Annotated in this window: 20 protein-coding genes; 12 read left to right on the top strand and 8 right to left on the bottom strand. The window is 42.7% G+C overall.

Annotated elements, in window-relative coordinates:
- Window positions 1-19: 19 nt before the first annotated feature.
- The 6 genes from hpnH (at window position 20) to AABK37_RS20975 (ending at window position 4,113) form a co-directional block, all read left to right on the top strand.
- Entirely contained in the window at window positions 20-1,039 is a 1,020-nt protein-coding gene (gene hpnH / locus AABK37_RS21000) for an adenosyl-hopene transferase HpnH (protein WP_432553473.1), read from the top strand.
- A gap of 372 nt (window positions 1,040-1,411) precedes the next feature.
- The gene (locus AABK37_RS20995; RefSeq protein WP_432553472.1) at window positions 1,412-1,705 is read left to right on the top strand and encodes a DUF1778 domain-containing protein; all 294 of its coding nucleotides are present in this window, start codon (window positions 1,412-1,414) and stop codon (window positions 1,703-1,705) included.
- Between the two features lie 9 nt (window positions 1,706-1,714).
- A complete protein-coding gene (locus AABK37_RS20990; RefSeq protein WP_432553471.1) occupies window positions 1,715-2,218 on the top strand; it encodes a GNAT family N-acetyltransferase in 504 nt (167 codons plus the stop codon).
- A 194-nt stretch (window positions 2,219-2,412) separates the two neighbouring features.
- On the top strand, window positions 2,413-3,018 hold the full coding sequence (locus tag AABK37_RS20985) for a vWA domain-containing protein (RefSeq protein WP_432553470.1): 606 nt from the start codon (window positions 2,413-2,415) through the stop codon (window positions 3,016-3,018).
- 77 nt (window positions 3,019-3,095) lie between these two features.
- A complete protein-coding gene (locus AABK37_RS20980; RefSeq protein ID WP_432553469.1) occupies window positions 3,096-3,701 on the top strand; it encodes a vWA domain-containing protein in 606 nt (201 codons plus the stop codon).
- Window positions 3,702-3,726: 25 nt separating this feature from the next.
- Entirely contained in the window at window positions 3,727-4,113 is a 387-nt protein-coding gene (locus AABK37_RS20975) for a salt stress protein, Slr1339 family (RefSeq protein WP_432553468.1), read from the top strand.
- Between the two features lie 54 nt (window positions 4,114-4,167).
- Here AABK37_RS20975 and AABK37_RS20970 read toward each other — a convergent pair whose 3' ends face one another.
- Window positions 4,168-4,536, bottom strand: coding sequence for a winged helix-turn-helix transcriptional regulator (locus AABK37_RS20970; protein ID WP_432553467.1), 369 nt, complete (start codon window positions 4,534-4,536; stop codon window positions 4,168-4,170).
- Window positions 4,537-4,708: 172 nt separating this feature from the next.
- Here AABK37_RS20970 and AABK37_RS20965 point away from each other — a divergent pair, with 172 nt between their 5' ends.
- Both AABK37_RS20965 and AABK37_RS20960 read left to right on the top strand, forming a co-directional pair.
- Window positions 4,709-5,332 carry an FMN-dependent NADH-azoreductase gene (locus AABK37_RS20965; protein WP_432553466.1) on the top strand — a complete coding sequence of 208 codons (624 nt, stop codon included), beginning with the start codon at window positions 4,709-4,711 and terminating at the stop codon, window positions 5,330-5,332.
- Between the two features lie 266 nt (window positions 5,333-5,598).
- The gene (locus tag AABK37_RS20960) at window positions 5,599-5,790 is read left to right on the top strand and encodes a PEP-CTERM sorting domain-containing protein (RefSeq protein ID WP_432553490.1); all 192 of its coding nucleotides are present in this window, start codon (window positions 5,599-5,601) and stop codon (window positions 5,788-5,790) included.
- Between the two features lie 84 nt (window positions 5,791-5,874).
- Here the strand turns inward: AABK37_RS20960 and AABK37_RS20955 are convergent, their stop codons facing one another.
- From AABK37_RS20955 to AABK37_RS20935, 5 genes are all read right to left on the bottom strand, one after another.
- Complete coding sequence (locus tag AABK37_RS20955; RefSeq protein ID WP_432553465.1) at window positions 5,875-6,372, bottom strand: 2TM domain-containing protein; 498 nt, start codon at window positions 6,370-6,372, stop codon at window positions 5,875-5,877.
- Between the two features lie 888 nt (window positions 6,373-7,260).
- Entirely contained in the window at window positions 7,261-7,821 is a 561-nt protein-coding gene (locus tag AABK37_RS20950; RefSeq protein ID WP_432553464.1) for a hypothetical protein, read from the bottom strand.
- A gap of 19 nt (window positions 7,822-7,840) precedes the next feature.
- Window positions 7,841-8,023 (bottom strand): hypothetical protein, encoded by a 183-nt coding sequence (locus AABK37_RS20945; RefSeq protein ID WP_432553463.1) that lies wholly within the window; start codon window positions 8,021-8,023, stop codon window positions 7,841-7,843.
- A 193-nt stretch (window positions 8,024-8,216) separates the two neighbouring features.
- Window positions 8,217-8,552, bottom strand: coding sequence for a type II toxin-antitoxin system RelE family toxin (locus AABK37_RS20940; RefSeq protein ID WP_432553462.1), 336 nt, complete (start codon window positions 8,550-8,552; stop codon window positions 8,217-8,219).
- Window positions 8,542-8,805, bottom strand: a complete 264-nt coding sequence (locus AABK37_RS20935; RefSeq protein ID WP_432553461.1) for a type II toxin-antitoxin system Phd/YefM family antitoxin — start codon at window positions 8,803-8,805, stop codon at window positions 8,542-8,544. Before AABK37_RS20935 ends, AABK37_RS20940 begins: the two co-directional genes overlap by 11 nt.
- Before the next feature lie 115 nt (window positions 8,806-8,920).
- On the opposite strand from AABK37_RS20935, the gene AABK37_RS20930 reads away from it, so the two are divergent.
- The 4 genes from AABK37_RS20930 to AABK37_RS20915 all read left to right on the top strand — a co-directional run bounded on the left by AABK37_RS20930 (window position 8,921) and on the right by AABK37_RS20915 (window position 15,205).
- Window positions 8,921-9,931: a zinc-dependent alcohol dehydrogenase family protein gene (locus AABK37_RS20930; RefSeq protein WP_432553460.1), complete on the top strand. Its 1,011-nt coding sequence runs from the start codon at window positions 8,921-8,923 to the stop codon at window positions 9,929-9,931.
- A gap of 294 nt (window positions 9,932-10,225) precedes the next feature.
- Entirely contained in the window at window positions 10,226-11,491 is a 1,266-nt protein-coding gene (locus tag AABK37_RS20925) for an efflux RND transporter periplasmic adaptor subunit (protein WP_432553459.1), read from the top strand.
- A gap of 17 nt (window positions 11,492-11,508) precedes the next feature.
- Window positions 11,509-14,805 (top strand): efflux RND transporter permease subunit, encoded by a 3,297-nt coding sequence (locus tag AABK37_RS20920; protein ID WP_432553458.1) that lies wholly within the window; start codon window positions 11,509-11,511, stop codon window positions 14,803-14,805.
- A gap of 121 nt (window positions 14,806-14,926) precedes the next feature.
- The gene (locus tag AABK37_RS20915; RefSeq protein ID WP_432553457.1) at window positions 14,927-15,205 is read left to right on the top strand and encodes a hypothetical protein; all 279 of its coding nucleotides are present in this window, start codon (window positions 14,927-14,929) and stop codon (window positions 15,203-15,205) included.
- A 147-nt stretch (window positions 15,206-15,352) separates the two neighbouring features.
- Here AABK37_RS20915 and AABK37_RS20910 read toward each other — a convergent pair whose 3' ends face one another.
- Window positions 15,353-16,285 (bottom strand): phytanoyl-CoA dioxygenase family protein, encoded by a 933-nt coding sequence (locus tag AABK37_RS20910; RefSeq protein ID WP_432553456.1) that lies wholly within the window; start codon window positions 16,283-16,285, stop codon window positions 15,353-15,355.
- A gap of 16 nt (window positions 16,286-16,301) precedes the next feature.
- Complete coding sequence (locus tag AABK37_RS20905; RefSeq protein ID WP_432553455.1) at window positions 16,302-16,562, bottom strand: hypothetical protein; 261 nt, start codon at window positions 16,560-16,562, stop codon at window positions 16,302-16,304.
- Window positions 16,563-16,842 lie beyond the last annotated feature (280 nt).

Genomic DNA, 16,842 nt, shown 5'->3' with positions numbered 1-16,842 from the left:
TAGAGGAGTGATACGAGAAATGACAATTAACTTACAACAAGCAATGGATATCGGGAAGTATCTCGTAACCCAGCGTCTTTTAGGACGCAAACGCTTTCCTTTAGTCTTAATGTTAGAACCGTTATTTCGTTGCAACTTAGCTTGTTCGGGTTGCGGTAAAATCCAACATCCCACAGATATACTCAAGCAAAACCTCACCCCCGAACAATGTTTCAAAGCAGTGGAAGAATGCGGGGCGCCGGTTGTCTCGATTCCTGGGGGAGAACCGCTATTACATCCGCAAATTGGTGAAATTGTCAAGGGATTAATTGAGCGCAAAAAGTATATTTATTTATGTACTAATGGCTTGTTGTTAGAAAAAAGCCTGGATAAATTTCAACCTTCTCCTTATTTAACCTTCACTGTACATTTAGATGGATTGCGAGAATGGCACGATCGCTGTGTCGATCGCAAAGGTGTTTTTGATACTGCTGTCAAAGCGATTAAAGCTGCGAAAGCCAAAGGATTTCGGGTTGCGACTAACACGACTATCTTTGAAGGTGTCGATCCCAAACAAACGCAAGAGTTTTTTGACTTTCTGGGTACGTTGAATATTGACGGAATGACGATTTCTCCAGGTTACAGCTACGAATGGGCACCAGATCAAGAGCATTTTTTAGGACGCGAACAAACACGCGCTCTTTTCCGCGAAATTCTCGCACCCTTCAAAGCAGGTGACAAAAAATGGGACTTCAATCACAACCCGCTTTTTCTCGATTTCTTGACAGGTGAGAAAGATTATGAATGTACACCTTGGGGTAGTCCTAGTTACAGCGTCCTCGGTTGGCAAAAACCCTGTTATCTGCTAAATGAAGGTTATTACAGCACCTTTAAAGAATTGCTAGAAAAAACAGATTGGAGTGAATACGGTCACAAGAGTGGAAATCCTAAATGTGCAGATTGCATGGTTCACTGCGGTTATGAACCTACCGCAGCATTGGACGCAATGCAACCAAAAAATATGGCGCGATCGCTTGGTAGTGTATTAGGGATGAGTTAGGAAGCTTTGGATAGTGCGATCGCCTTTTAGTCCATTTTGATTTTGGTAGGGTGCGTTATCGCGCCGAAAGTACGGCACCGTCAATGATGTTCGGTGCGCGATTGACTTGCGTCCATAACGCACCCTACGCAACGCCTATTAGCCTTAGAATAAATTCTCAGGCTAATAGCGGCATTATTCGAGGGTTTTGAAATATGTTGGTAATGACAAGCTCTAGTGCGATTAGTCAAGATTAACTGCGACATTAACAAATTCTATTTTGTTTGATTAATTAGCCTTTAAGTGCCCACGACATAGATTTTATCAACAAATGTGTGTTGACCTTGTGTATACAGATATGTATACTCATTGTATGGACACAAGCGGAAATTGATGCAAAAGCAATCAGGTGAATCGGTGAATCGAAACCGTGATGTAACCATCAACATCCGGGTACACCAAGCGCAACGCGATTTAATAGATCGTGCAGCAGAAGCTGTTGGTAAGAACCGCTCTGATTTTATGCTAGAAACAGCTTGCCGAGAAGCTGAAGCGATTTTGCTAGATCGTCGGCTGTTTATACTTGATGATGATGAATTCCAGCAATTTATGGATCTTCTTGATGCACCACCATCTGCAAATGAGAATCTGCGGAAATTGCTGTTTACTAAAGCACCGTGGGATTGAGAGTGGTAGATGCAGCCTCCTCAACCCATAAAATTAGAGCACGATCTGAAAGATTTTGATTCAGGTAATCTTGAATTAGATGATTGGTTAAGAAAACGTGCCCTCAAAAATGAAGATAGCGGTGCTTCGCGAACGTATGTTGTCACTGTAGGGCAAAAAGTTATTGCCTACTATTGTCTCGCTAACGGTAGTGTAGTCAACACTAGTGCGCCAAGCCGAGTCCGACGCAATATGCCAGATCCGATTCCTGTGATGGTAATTGGGCGGCTTGCTGTAGATTGTAACTGGCAATCTCAAGGAATTGGGCGTGCTTTAGTGCGTGATGCCGTACTTCGCACATTGCAAGCAGCGACAATTGCCGGAATCAGGGCGATTCTTGTACACGCATTAAACGAAGAAGCAAAGCAATTCTACGAAAAATGCGGTTTTATCTCTTCGCCTGTCGCGCCAATGACACTTATGGTAACAATTAAGGATGCGTCATCGGCGCTGGGCATTGTTGCATCTAATTGAAAACCCCTATGTATTAGTTGTTAAAAATACAAATTGATTGCAAACGTGTAGGAGGAGTAACTTTTTCATGCGTTATTTGTGTATGCAGTTGATTTAGGGCTACTTAAATGATTATTACAAAGCATTCTCAACAGCTGCCGTGATAATTACGCAACAGTTAGACTAGAACCAACAGGTAATAATTAAAGGAATATATGATGAGCGATCGCGATTACACATTAATCCTTGACAAAAGCGGTAGTATGTCCACCCCAGACCAAGCCGGTGGTAGAAGTAGATGGGAAATAGCTCAAGAATCTACTCTCGCTTTGGCAAGAAAATGCGAACAATTTGACCCCGATGGACTTACTGTTTATGTATTTTCTGGCAGATTTAAACGTTACGATGATGTCACATCTGCCAAAGTCGCGCAGATATTTTTAGAAAACGATCCCGCTGGTACAACAAATTTAGCAGGTGTACTTCAAAACGCACTTGATAATTACTTTCAGCGCAAAGCTACCGGCAAAACTAAGCCTAATGGTGAGACAATTTTAGTTGTTACTGATGGTGAACCAGACGATCGCAAAGCAGTATTTGAGGTCATCATCAACGCTACCAGGCAAATGGAACGCGATGAAGAATTAGCAATTTCGATGATTCAAGTTGGGTCAGATGCCCAAGCAACTAAATTCTTGAAAGCTTTAGACGACCAGTTGCAAAGTGTCGGTGCCAAATTCGATATTTGCGACACCATCACCTTAGATGATATGGAAGATATGAGCCTTGCAGATATATTAATGAACGCAATTACTGATTAAGAAGCCCAAAGTCATTGCCCAATGCCCATTGCCCAATGCCCAATGCCCAATTACCATTGACTTAGGAGAATTTACAAATGCTAGATAATCGCGATTACACCTTAATTATCGACAAAAGCGGCAGTATGGCTACCCCAGATCAAAAGGGTAGCAAAACCAGATGGGCAACTGCACAAGAATCTACTTTTGCTTTGGCGAGTAAATGCGAACAATTCGATCCAGATGGTATCACTCTTTATGTATTTTCTGGCAGATTTAAGCGTTACGAAAATGTCACCGCAAGCAAGGTAACTCAAATTTTCACTGAAAACGATCCCTCTGGCACAACTGACTTGGCTGGTGTTTTAAAACATGCGCTAGATAACTACTTTCAGCGAAAATCTTCTGGTCAAACTAAGTTGAATGGTGAGACAATTTTAGTTATTACTGATGGTGAACCGGACGACCGGAAAGCGGTAATGAAGGTGATTATCGAAGCTTCAAGGCAAATAGATCGCGATGAAGAACTAGCTATTTCTTTCATTCAAGTTGGTACAGATGCTCAAGCAACCCGCTTTCTCAAAGTCTTGGATGATGAACTCCAAAGCGCTGGAGCCAAGTTTGACATTTGTGACACAATCACAATGGAAGATATGGAAGATATGAGTTTATCAGAAGTCCTACTCAATGCTATTAATGACTAAATATCCGTTTTACAGGATTTGAAAGATGGATTCTATTGATAAGCTATTGGCTGAACTGAAAGCTGAATATGATGAACCAGCAAAACCCCAACAGCCACCACAAACAAAAACATTCATCCAACCACCACCAAAATCGACATCTTTAATAGATAGTCTTTTGGCGGAAGTTAAAGCTGATTTTGTCGAAAAAGATGCAGCCCAAGAGTTAAGAAGACAGCAAGAATTAGAACAAGAGCGAATTAAACAAGAAAAACTCAAAGCACAACAATTGCAGGCTTTGAAAAATCAAGCCGAAGATTGGCTGAAAAAGTTAGATCCATTTTCAGCAGAAGGACTTTGGTTTGAAAGATTTGCTGAAGGTTATTCTTCAAAGTTAGAGGCAGCGATTGAATATTTACAAACTAATGAATAAATTCTTTAATAAAAGTTAGCTAGAGACGTTCCACACCGAACGTCTGTACAAAAGTTAGGAGTGCGATCGCTCGCTCTTAATTTGACTTGCATTTTGACCCAAATAATGCTGCACTGCCCACTCATGCATTGCATAAAGAATCGGTTGGAGACTTTCTCCTAAAGGTGTGAGTGAATATTCTACCTTTGGAGGAATTTGGGGGTAAATTTCTCGATGAATAATACCATCTTCCTCCATTTCTCTAAGTTGCTGAGTCAGCATTTTTTGAGTAATTCCCGATAAAGCTCTTTGCAATTCACCGAAGCGTTTAACTCCAGGCATTAATTCTCTAATAATTAACACCTTCCAGCGTCCACCAATCACTTTTAGCGTAGTTTCTACTTCACAAGTCAGCCTGCTATAGTTTTCTGCTTCAGCTTTCATAGTTACTTTTAGGTAAGTATCTTACTTTTAAGTGCCTACTGTTTATATTAGCTTTACATGGTTTAAAGTCTATACGGATGCTCGCCGTGTATGTGGAGGTGAAAACCAAAATTGATCGGCAGCATGGTTGCAAAGGGCAAAAATGCCTTCAAATTTTTGAGGAAATTAATTAATGGCACATATCCTGCATATAGATTCTAGTCCTCGTGGCGATCGCTCTTTTTCTCGCAAGTTTTCTTATGAGTTCATCACATCTTGGAAAACCGCTCATCCTGATGATACAGTCACTTACCGCGATTTAGGACACAATCCCGTCCCCCATGTAGACGAATCGTGGATTGCTGCGGCTTTTTCACCACCGCAAACACGTTCACCCGAACTCAATCAAGCGATTAAAATTTCTGATGAATTAGTAGATGAATTTCTCGCGGCTGACCGCTATGTTTTCGGCGTGCCGATGTATAACTTTAATATACCATCTACCCTGAAAGCTTATATTGACCAAATCGTTCGTATCGGTCGTACTTTCCTTGTCAGCCAAGAAGGTGCTTTTCAGGGCTTAGTTTCCGGAAAGAAGATGCTGATTGTTACAGCTCGTGGTGGTAGTTTTACACAAGGAACTCCCACCGCAGCATACGATTTTCAAGAACCTTATTTGAAAGCGATTTTTGGGTTTATAGGGATTACGGACATTTCCTTAATTCATGTAGAAAACCTGAGTGCGGGTGATGACGTCCGCGAACAGTCTTTTACTCAAGCTCGTGATGCGATCGCTCAAGCTGTAACTTCTTGGTGAAAAAGCCCAACCGACAATAATCCAATTCTTCGCGTTAGTACTACAATTAAATTCTATACCCCTCTCCGATACGGAGAGGGGTTGGGGAGAGGTTCTTCAAACTTTCGTTTATATACAAAACAATATTCAAGCATACGCATGTACCCGTTGTTTTGCTCATCCTAAGAGTGAAAATTTAAAGGCATCTTTGGCTAGTCCTGTTTTGGAAATTGAAGGAGCAGCCAGGAAGGGGAGACTCGCAATAATTAACCAGCAAGCCAAAGGGGATAATTCCAGCAATACCTGCCGAAATCACCGATCGAGATGGACCGATTCGTGTAAGTAGTTATTACACTACCGCCGTTCCTGAACCTTCATCGGCGTTGGGTGCTTTGGCGCTTGGTGCTTTAACTATAGGCTGGCAATTGAAAAAGCACAAGAAAAAACAAACCATTACCAGCTTTGCTGTCAAAATCTGAATCAGGGATTAGGTATGGCGATTGGGGATTGGGAAAATTCTTCTCCCAGTACGTAATCACCAATACCCAATTCTCCAACTAAATTTACCCTTTGATAAAAAACTTATTCCAAACTGTGTTAAATGTTTGCTTGAGTTGATGCTTGCGATGCCATTTTTGAAAGGCAATTTCGTATTCTTCGCTGTTAGTTTGATAAGTATTGCAAGCATCAAACGCTACTCCCAGTCCCCAGAAGAGCAAAATGTAAAGCGACCACGAAAGACCACCACCACCAACTAAATCGACTAATATCAAAACACTATTGACAATTGCATAGTTGCCAAAACGCTTCTTGAATCTTCTTTGGCGATAGATGTTAAAAGCTTGGCGCTGTTGCATTTCTCCCTGTTTGTCCAACCAATCGCGTTCTGCTAATTTTAAAGATTCTGGCGGAATTTCTAATTCGGCAGCGATTTCTAACAATTGCTCGTAAGAAAATTCTTTTTCTTTATCGTCCGCTTGACGAGCGATCGCTAAATGAAGAATTTGCTGCACATCTTCTTGATTATAGAAACGGGTGACTTTAGATTCAGAAGCTGCCATAATTCTGTTTATATTACTTTTAATAAAGTTTTGTTACCCGATAGATATTCAGCAATTATGCCACCACCATCAGGATTATTTTCATTATGCCTAGGCTAGCAAATATAAATAGTGCTGTGGGTACGGTTTTCATGCCATGCACACAGCATCTTGGGTGCGATCGCTCTCTTATTGAAAGTTAATTATCGAGAATCCCCAGAGCGAATACGTCCGCTTCAGGCAACATTTGACCCAAATACCCCCCGACGCCAACTGAGCGTTGGCAGAAAGCTAAAGAGTTTTTAGTTAAACAAAACCTTTTGTCAGCTCATTTTTGGTACTTTTCTTATCTTGTATTATTCCTGTAACTTGATGTCCGCGTGTGACTAATTGGTGCGTGGTTTCGCGTCTTAGTTCACTTGTTGCACCAGTAATGACGACATTCAGTTTTGCGATGTTGTTTTGTTCGATATCAATAATTTAGCGATCGCCATTAGATGTCTTCGTACACCATTAGAGGTAAATTGAGCGAATCTCAACAAATTTAGGACTTACGGAATAACGAACCACCAAGGACGCCTTCTCTTCTCCCAAAGGGAGACGCTGCGCTCTCCTAGAGGCACGCGGCGCACTCGCAGCGTCTTTGATAGGAGAAGGATGCCAAAAAGTAAGAGTTTGGGAGAGTTTTTGCGTAAGTCCAAAAATTCTGTTACCAAAACTGTTACGAGCGTCAAAGTTTTAGTAACTGCCTATATGATGATCGATAGTTAAGTTCCTCACACCACACCGAAGCCGCGAAAGTCAATATTTCGCGGCTTTTTCATATTCAGGAATTAGGGAAAGGCGATCGCGCTTGTGAGGTGAGGATGCCATCCTGCCCTTATAATTAACCATGAAGGGTAATCTCTGCTATTTAAAGCAAATCTCACCTTGATCAATTTTTGCCTGAAGTTTTTGTCTGACTGCTGCGGTAAAGTTGAGGTCAGATGCCAAACTTGTTAAATTAATATAGCTTTTACGTTGTCTGGAGGTTATGAGCTTATCAATAGTCTTTTGATTAACTCGTGTACCCTTAAAAGCAGCAATTAGTGATGCTTTGTCAGCTGTATTGATATTGACAGCATTTGGTGTCGATGTCGATGTTTGTCTAGGATCTACTTTTTTAGACTTAATAAATTGAATATTTTTAATCTCTAGCTTTCGTTGTAAAACAGATGGACATGAAGGAGCGATCGTAAAAGCTAGATCGGGTGGGTGTCCATCAGAGGTAGATGATTTGAAATTAACATCGTTTAACCATTCCTCAAACGTCTGCAAGTGTCCGCTCAAAAGCTCATAGTTCTTAGCTTCGCCAAAAGCTCTTGCTACAACGTTATTGTTATGTAATAATTCCACGTAGCAGTCAAAAGCATGACCTGCCAGCACAGTTGTAGTTGAAACTGCTGACAACTTATATGCAGCGTGTTTCAAATATTTTTCCCACAGTTGTTTACATTCCGCTAGGAGATTCTAATAAATTCTGCTGGCATAGAGTCTCGCAAATATTATCTGCATTCTTCTGGAATTCTTTCGATAGATGCTCTTTGACAGTACCTTGCGTTACCGTACCATTGTCTGAGTAGGCAACAGTGTAAAGCAAGTAAAGCATTTGTTCTCTAGAGAGTTTAGTCATAAGTTCCTCTTAGGCAATTTTACTTAGACTCCTAATTTGGTGAACGTGCCAGATACCTTAACAAAGTAACATATAATACTCCAAAGCCAAGAATATTTGTCACATCGCGGTAGGTCTTGGTGAGGGGAGCATAATTCACCAAAGTAAAAGTATTAGTCTTGGAGATACAGATAACCTTACCAAAAGCGATCGCTTATTCCTCTAACAATTTCTCTATCAGTGCGTAAATATCTTGTTTATCGCCTTCTTTCCGCAGTCCTACCCCGACTACCAAAACTACCACTTTATCAACTTCTACTTTGTAAATAATTCTGTAGCGTTGACCCACAGCCCGTAAACTGCGATATCCTTTAAGCTTGTCAATTAAAGGTTTTCCCTGTTTTTCTGGGTCTGTCTTCAGTTTATCGATGCGATCGCTCAATGATTTTTGTTGACGCTTATCCTTCACATCCGCTAACATCTCCAATGCTAACGGTGTCAGTTCAATTGCATACTCTATGTTGGCAGGTTGCGGTGTATCAAATTCCAAGCTTGGCTTTTGCTTCCTCCCAGCTGATGGTTTCTCCTCGTTCTGCTTGGGCTATACTTTCTTGTAGCTGATTGGCAAAAGCGCGATCGCCAAGAATAGAAAGAGTTTCCAATAAAGATTCATATTGCTCAAAGCTAAGTGCTGCCATAACTGGCTTACCATGCTTGGTAATTATTACTGGCTCATCGTTCAACTCATCCGGTAAATCTAGCAATTGTCTTCTAGCTTCCGTAATGCTTAGATACTTAGACATATAAATAAGTGTACACAATAATGTACATTTACTATAACATTAATGCGATCGCTCTCTTCCCTATTACGCTAAAGTTGCGTTATAAGCGTGCATCTAGCTTGCGGAGGAAAAAGTTGTGAAAGCAGTCTTAATGACAGCACCTGGTAATCCCGAAGTTCTGCAAATGCAGTCTATAGCAAATCTTGCCATCCCCCCGAAAGAAACGGAACTTCTGGTACGCTTAGTAGCAGCTGGGGTAAACCCGATTGATACAAAACTTCGCAAACGCGGCACTTTTTACCCAGATAATATGCCTGCCATTTTAGGATGTGACGGTGCAGGTGTGGTTGAAGCTGTCGGCGCTGCGGTTCAGCGTTTTCGCTTAGGTGATGAGGTATATTTTTGCAATGGTGGTTTGGGCGCACATCAAGGTAATTATGCGGAATATACTGTTGTTGATGAGCAATTTGTTGTCCGTAAACCCGCCTCCGCATCCTTTGCAGAAGCTGCTGCTGCACCTTTAGTGTTAATTACCGCCTGGGAAGCGTTGTATGAACGAGGACGACTGCAACCCAAGGAAAAAGTTTTGATTCATGCGGGTGCTGGTGGTGTTGGACATGTAGCAATTCAGCTAGCGAAACTCAAAGGTGCTGATGTCTGCACAACTGTGAGTTCCCAAGAAAAAGCTAATTTTGTCAAAGAATTAGGTGCAGACGAAATAATTTTTTACAAACAAACCGACTTTGTACAAACTGCTTTAAATTGGACAAATGGTGAAGGTGTAGATTTAGCTTTTGACACTGTGGGTGGAGAAACTTTTCACAAAACCTTTCCCGCTGTGCGGGTATATGGCGATATTGTGACGATTTTAGAACCTGATGCGAATACTGTTTGGAAAGCTGCCCGACAGCGTAATCTCCGCATTGGTTTTGAATTAATGTTGACACCAATGTTGCAAGGCATAGTGGAAGCACAAAAGCATCACGCAGACATTTTAGAACAGTGTGCCACTTGGATTGATGAAGGCAAGTTGAAAATTCATGTTAGTCAAACTTTTCCTTTAGAAAAAGCGGTGAAAGCTCATCAATTATTAGAAACTGGGTCTGTGACAGGTAAAATTGTTCTGCTGATTAGTGATGAATCATAAAATAATATTGTCAAGAGAGTCACTATTAAATGTAACACTAGCTGTACCTTGAGAGTGATGTAACCATTGAGCATTCGTTTTAAAGTTACAAAGCGGATGTTCTCTAAAGCAATTGCAAAATAAATATGACAAAATGGCAGTATTTATATTAGAAATAATCGCGAAGTAAATTCTACAGACGTTGCTCAATATTATGATCAAATTGAATAATATTAGTAAGAATTATTTGAAGTTGATGATTATCAAAAGTTAAGAAAAACTATTCTTTTCGTTTCCCATTCAGGACTTTGTTTCATGTTACAGGGTCATTATTTATTAAGTTACTTCAGCAAATTTTTTGCGAATCCTGTGTTGGCGATCGCACTCATGCTTACAGGATTTACAAGTGCTTGTCAAAAAAACAATCCAGCAGCAAAGGCTGTCAGCCCACCAGCATTGCCCGTGAAACTTCAGAAAATTGACGCAAGCACGCTCATAGAAAGTTCTGTGTTTGTCGGATCGTTAGAGGCGCAGCAAAAAGTCACGCTACAACCGCAAACTCAGGGTCGAATCGAATCGATTCTCGTGTCTAGCGGTCAGCGGGTGCAGCAGGGTACACAGATCGCATCCTTGAGTTTGGATCAGACTCAGGCAAATGTAGCCAGTTCGATCGCTGCCGCTAGTTCAGCGCAAGCGGCATTAGGAACAGCTCAAGCACAACTTCAACAAGCCGAAGCCCAGCGAACTAGGGCAGCTGCAAATGTTCAGCTTCAACAGACACAATTCAATCGTAACCAACAGTTAGTCGGCGAAGGAGCCATAGCCAGACAAGAGTTAGACATTGCCAGAAATAATTTACAAACGGCGAACGCCGATCTGCAAGCCGCAAACAAACAAGTTGCTGCATCAGGTGCAGCCATTCGGCAAGCACAGGCAAATGTACGCCAAGCCCAAGCGAGTACGGCTGCCGCGCAAGTCAATCTCAATTTCAAACGAGTGGTAGCACCAATCACTGGCGTAGTGGGTTTTTTTCCAGTGAAAGTGGGAGATTATGTCAACACCGGACAAACCATTACCACAATCACGCAAAACGATTCGCTGGATCTCAATCTTTCTGTGCCCTCAAATCGATTGAACCAACTGCGAATCGGATTGCCCGTTGAGTTGATCGATCCCACCACGCAGAAATTGATTGGCACGACGGGCGCGATCAACTCCATTTCTCCCTCAGTCAGTTCCGATCAGCAGTCAATTTTGAGCAAGGCACGCTTTGCAAATTCACAAGGGCGACTGCGTGATGGGCAATACGTTCGAGCTCGCGTGATTTGGAATCGACAACCGGGTATCTTAATTCCCACCGTCGCAATTTCTCGCGTTGCTGGACAAAGTTTTGTGTTTGTCACCGAAAACAAAACCGTAAACGGCAAACCGCAGCAAATTGTGCATCAGCGTTTAGTGCGTCTCGGTGACATTCAAGGCTCGAATTATCAAGTCCTCTCAGGACTTAAATCCGGCGAAACGATCGTGACTTCTGGCATTCTCAAACTTAGAGAAGGCGCACCGATTCAACCGCAATCCTAAATCCAGGACACCTCATAATGTCGATCGCCAACACCTTCATTAAACGCCCAGTATTAACTACCGTTTGTACTCTAGTGATTCTCATTTTGGGGGGCGTGTGTATTCCGTTGCTGCCGCTCAATTACTTGCCAGATATTGCGCCGATTCGCGTTCAGGTCTCAGCCACCTATACTGGGGCGGATGTAGAAACTGTTGAAAGTGCAGTAACGACGACGCTGGAGCGACAAATTAACGGTGTCGAGGGAATGCAGTACATGACCTCGAACAGTTCAGCAGGTAGTAGCCAAATTTCAGTGTATTTCGAGTCACAGACCGATAAAAACATCGATCAAGTGAACGTGCAGAATCGCATTGCCCGTGCCACACCTCGCTTGCCGACGACCGTGCAACAATTCGGTGTGACGGCGCAAACGTCTTCAACCAGTATTTTGTTAGTATATGCGCTTTATCCACAAAATAATGAGTATGACGCACTGTTTATTAGTAACTATATTGACCTCAATTTGCGGGATCAACTGCTGAGAACACCGGGAGTTGGCGATATCACGATTTTTGGTGAAAAGCAGTATGCGATGCGGTTGTGGCTCGATCCGAATGCACTGGCGAGTCGGCAATTAACTGTAACAGATGTGGCAACGGCACTGCGATCGCAAAACATTCTCGCCGGAGCAGGAACGTTGGGTCAAGCCCCAGTACCTCCGGGTCAAAGTTATGAAATTCCGCTGCGAGTCAATGGTCAGTTCAAAGATGCTTCGGAGTTTGCAAACCTCGTTATCAAAGCAGGAAGTAACGGGGACTTAATTAAACTTAGGGATGTGGGTCGTGCCGAACTCGGATCGCAGACCTACGCTAGCAATGCGAGAAATAATGGCAAGCCGGCGATCGGCATCGCAATTTATCAGTTACCAGGTAGTAATGCACTGGATGTGGCGAAAAACGTTCAGGCACAAATGAATGAACTGATGAAAGACTTTCCGCCCGGATTAAAAGCCCAGATCGTTTACGATACGGTTGGGTTTGTGCAAGCGTCACTTGAAGAAGTGGTGAAAACGCTCGTCGAAGCGATCGCGCTGGTCGTACTCGTGATTTTTCTGTTTCTCCAAGACTGGCGAGCGACGATTATTCCGATTGTTGCTATTCCCGTTTCGCTGATTGGCGCATTAGCATTTGCTTACGTGTTTCGATTCTCGTTAAACAATTTGACCTTATTTGGTTTAATTTTGGCGACAGGATTAGTCGTAGATGATGCGATCATCGTCGTCGAGGCAGTCGCCCGTAAAATTGAACAGGGTGTCAGACCGTTTCAAGCGTCGGTCGAGGCAATGGACGAACTCACCGGAGCGGTACTTGCAACGTCGCTGGTGTTGATGGCGGTGTTTATTCCAGTAGCGTTTTTTCCGGGTTCGACTGGGAAAATGTATCAGCAGTTCGCCTTAGTGATTGCCTTTTCGATCGCAATCTCGGCGTTTAATGCGCTTTCATTCAGTCCGAGTATGTCTGCGATTTTGCTGCGCCCGCCACGACCCAAACGCGGCCCGCTTGGCTGGTTTTTTAACAAATTTAATCAAATTTTGGCATGGATCATTCAACGATATTTAGCGATCGTCAATTTTCTGATTCGTATTCGTTACGTTGTCATTGGATTGTTTGTGGTCGGTTTAGCTGCGACTTATTTTATGTTCACTCATGTTCCGACCGGATTTGTTCCGAGTGAAGATCAAGGCATTCTCTTAGGCATTATTCAAGGTCCGGATGGAGTTGCCCTCGGCTATACCGATCAAGTACTGGAAAAAGTTGAACAAATTCTCCAAAAAGAACCAGAGATTAATAACGTTTTTGCAACTTCGGGATTTGGCTTTGCAGGCAGTGGGTCAAATCGAGGTGTGTTCTTTGCCCAGCTCAAGCCGTGGGAAGATCGCAGCAAATCCGATCAAAGTGCGTCTGCAATCTTAACCCGAATTAATGGCGCATTTCAAACGATTCCCGAAGCCGTAATCACCGCAGTCAGTCCCCCACCGATTCAAGGCTTTAGTACGTTAGGTGGATTTGAGTTGCAGCTTGAAGACCGCACCAACGGACGACTGACAATTGATGATTTTTTCGCCAATGCCCAAGCGGTTATAGCGCAAGCGAATCAACAACCAGCCCTTAAAGGCGGCGTTTTTACGCAGTTTACCGCCAGTACACCACAGTTTGAAATCGACTTTGATCGCGATCGCCTCGAAGCACTCAACGTCAATTTTCAGGATGCTGTTACCACACTTGGAACCGCCATTGGTTCGCAGTATGTCAACGATTTTATCCTCGGACAGCAGAGCTATCGCGTTTATGTTCAGGCAGACGGCAACTATCGGCGATCGCCGAATGATATTCGTCAGCTTTATGTGCGATCGACAAACAACCAAATGGTGCGATTGAGTGAGGTCGCAACACTCACGCCTACTACAGGTCCATCTGTAATTACTCACTACAACGGCTTTCGTGCGATCGATCTCCAAGGCAGAGAAGCACAGGGCTACAGCAGTGGACAAGCGATCCAAGCAATGCAGCAAGCGGTGAACGCAGCAGCAATAACAGGTGTCGGCAGTGACTGGATTGGAACTGCCCGCGAAGAATTAAGTGCAGGTAACTTGGGCATTCTGATTTTTGGCTTCGGGATCATTATGGTGTTTCTCACACTTGCCGCTCAGTATGAAAGTTATATCGATCCGGCGATTATTCTGTTGACCGTACCGTTAGCGTTGTTGGGTGCGTTGAGTGCGCTGGCGTTGCGCGGTTTGGTAAACGATGTCTACGCGAACGTGGCGTTGGTAATGCTGATCGGACTTGCCTCGAAAAATGCCATTCTGATCGTCGAGTTTGCTAACCAATCCTTTGAACAAGGTATGCCGATTCGACAGGCAGCCTTGAACGCAGCCGAAGAACGGTTTCGACCGATTGTCATGACTTCGAGTGCGGCACTACTCGGATTTTTCCCTCTCGTAATCGCCACCGGAGCGGGTTCTGCCTCGCGCTGGTCGTTGGGAACGGCGTTGTTTGGGGGGTTACTCGTGGCAACGATCTTAAGTTTGCTTTTTGTTCCAGTGCTATACGTGATTATCAAGTCTTTGGAAGAACGCTTCTTGAAGCATAAAAAAGCTAATCCATCCAAACCGCCTGCCTCAAATGCAGACCAGGATGGACAATTAAGAGCGATGCCAACGGCAACGTCTTCTGGTGCGTCCGCTACGCGAACGACGAACGCGCCGGCTAATTCGGCTGCGGTTAAAACGCAAAGTGGCGATGACAATAAAGCTAATGATTCTACTAAATAAATGAATGCAATACGTTGATATTACAAGAAGTAAAGATTAAGCTGCAACTTTGTAAGACACTGAGACAATGAAATTGTACCCTAATAATCTAACAAGGGTATTAAGCATTGAAGCAAAGTAAATGAACGTCAAACTAATCGCTTTTTCTGGCTTTGTTACCGCATTTGTCGGTGCAGGAATTGGTTTTATTGCTGCTAGTTTACTTCCTTGTCCCTACACAAGTCAAATGTATAAAGACATGGATCAAAAATATGCCATTGTCGGTGCAGTTGCCGGCTTGCTGATTGGTTCGAGTCAAGAAATGATTCGAGAACTGAAGCAAGAGCGGGATGCGGAAGAAGACTTGCTGCGGGATTTGGACAAAGCTGTTCGCTCAAGTAAAAACGAACAAAATTACTGATGTGTTAGCGCAATATCTCAGCTTGACTACGCAAAGGATAAAGGTGACAGTCGCTTTTATATAAAGGTACATGCGAATCTATTTCAAGTCTGAGTTATGCGATCGCTATAGTAAACGCCATAAATCGCCTTTGTCTGTGCGTAATTACTAAAATATTTCAACTTGATTATCTTCTAACCATAAAACAGGAAATATCGCTGGATCGCTGAAATCTGGATCGCCATTGGGCAATTTTCGACATAATAGTTCATCAATGATATGAATTTCTTTTCCTTGATGATTCCAAAAAGGTTGATAACAATTGCTTTCATCTTGCAAATGTACAGCCATTGCTAAACGAAATGAGTTGCTGTAGTTAGGATAGCTTCCATGAATTGTCCAACAATGATGAAAGCTGACTTGACCTTTTTTTAATGCGATTGGTACTTTGATAATTTTTCGTTTTTGCTGATAAAATTGCAGTTCGATATCTTCTAAATTGTGATTATTAAAAAATCGCGTATTTTCGATACCTGACCATTTATGACTTTTGTCTAACACAACCAAAGATCCATTCAACTCATCGCAGTCATGAAAGGGAATCCAAGCGGTGAGTAAGTTGTGTGAACTGCAAGTAGACCAATAAGCGCGATCGCTATGCCAACCAATGGCTGTTTTACCATTTTTGTCTTCAGGTGGTTTGTAAACTAGTTGGTCATCTAATAGTCGAATTTGCTTAGTTTTGGCTAATCGTGAAGCGATCGCACCGATGATAGGTTGCAATGCTAAAAAGCGCAATTGCTTGTTTTGCAAAGAAACAAATTCATTATTACGAATAACATCGTACCCATCTTTCGGTTGCCAATCGCTATAACCGCTGCTAATAGAAAGTAGTGTATCTCGCTCTCCTCGGTAGTATCTTTCACTACCTTTAATTGCCTCATCAATAATTTCCTCAGCAAGCACTTTTTGAGAGATATACCACCCGTGTTCCTCATAAAAAGCAACATCTTCAGCTGTTGGTAAAAGCGCGATCGCATCCTGGTTTAGATGTTGTGAATCATCCATAATATTATTTGCGGAAAATTGAGCATTAACCATTCAGTCAAAATTTTGTTCATTCACTCCTTCGCTTTGACCAATTCCCGGAATAGTAGCTTTGCAGCCTTTGCGCTGATGCTTTGTAAGCACTAATCGAACCGGACACCCCGCTGCTTTTAAAGGCATCTAGTTGAAGACCGAGCGCTGCACCAATCTCATTATTAAGACGGCTGCGCTTGGGTTCAATACGAGTAAAAACTCGCTGCCAGAAAGCGATACGACACAAATCAGAACCACCTCTAATATTAATTTTACTTTTATCACCGGACGCTTCCAATGACGGTGCAAGCCCTAGAGATTTTTGAAACCGACGTAGTGAGAGATAGCGTTTAGTCGGCTTTCCTGATTTTCGACTTCGTTAAAAGCAATTCAGTAAACCAAAAAGTTTTCTCCTCAAGGCGATCGCTAACCAGCCATTGCGTAGTTTTAGGTGCTAGATAATACTAAGTACATGAAAAGTACTTATGCTTCTCCAAGTTTGTTAAAAAGATGAAATGATGAAAGTAGTGTGTACTATCTTGAAGATAATTGACTCTTTCATTAGGACAATTGGCTCT

The sequence above is a fragment of the Tolypothrix sp. VBCCA 56010 genome (assembly GCF_050875635.1).
In the GTDB taxonomy this organism is placed as follows: Bacteria; Cyanobacteriota; Cyanobacteriia; order Cyanobacteriales; family Nostocaceae; genus Hassallia.
Note: the sequence above shows the minus strand (reverse complement) of the source record. Positions and strands in the feature narration are given on the sequence as shown.

Coding starts and splice junctions, on each gene's coding strand:
- hpnH (WP_432553473.1), top strand. CDS start 20: ATGACAATTAACTTACAACAAGCAATGGATATCGGGAAGTATCTCGTA.
- AABK37_RS20995 (WP_432553472.1), top strand. CDS start 1,412: ATGCAAAAGCAATCAGGTGAATCGGTGAATCGAAACCGTGATGTAACC.
- AABK37_RS20990 (WP_432553471.1), top strand. CDS start 1,715: ATGCAGCCTCCTCAACCCATAAAATTAGAGCACGATCTGAAAGATTTT.
- AABK37_RS20985 (WP_432553470.1), top strand. CDS start 2,413: ATGATGAGCGATCGCGATTACACATTAATCCTTGACAAAAGCGGTAGT.
- AABK37_RS20980 (WP_432553469.1), top strand. CDS start 3,096: ATGCTAGATAATCGCGATTACACCTTAATTATCGACAAAAGCGGCAGT.
- AABK37_RS20975 (WP_432553468.1), top strand. CDS start 3,727: ATGGATTCTATTGATAAGCTATTGGCTGAACTGAAAGCTGAATATGAT.
- AABK37_RS20970 (WP_432553467.1), bottom strand. CDS start 4,536: ATGAAAGCTGAAGCAGAAAACTATAGCAGGCTGACTTGTGAAGTAGAA.
- AABK37_RS20965 (WP_432553466.1), top strand. CDS start 4,709: ATGGCACATATCCTGCATATAGATTCTAGTCCTCGTGGCGATCGCTCT.
- AABK37_RS20955 (WP_432553465.1), bottom strand. CDS start 6,372: ATGGCAGCTTCTGAATCTAAAGTCACCCGTTTCTATAATCAAGAAGAT.
- AABK37_RS20945 (WP_432553463.1), bottom strand. CDS start 8,023: ATGACTAAACTCTCTAGAGAACAAATGCTTTACTTGCTTTACACTGTT.
- AABK37_RS20935 (WP_432553461.1), bottom strand. CDS start 8,805: ATGTCTAAGTATCTAAGCATTACGGAAGCTAGAAGACAATTGCTAGAT.
- AABK37_RS20925 (WP_432553459.1), top strand. CDS start 10,226: ATGTTACAGGGTCATTATTTATTAAGTTACTTCAGCAAATTTTTTGCG.
- AABK37_RS20920 (WP_432553458.1), top strand. CDS start 11,509: ATGTCGATCGCCAACACCTTCATTAAACGCCCAGTATTAACTACCGTT.
- AABK37_RS20915 (WP_432553457.1), top strand. CDS start 14,927: ATGAACGTCAAACTAATCGCTTTTTCTGGCTTTGTTACCGCATTTGTC.
- AABK37_RS20910 (WP_432553456.1), bottom strand. CDS start 16,285: ATGGTTAATGCTCAATTTTCCGCAAATAATATTATGGATGATTCACAA.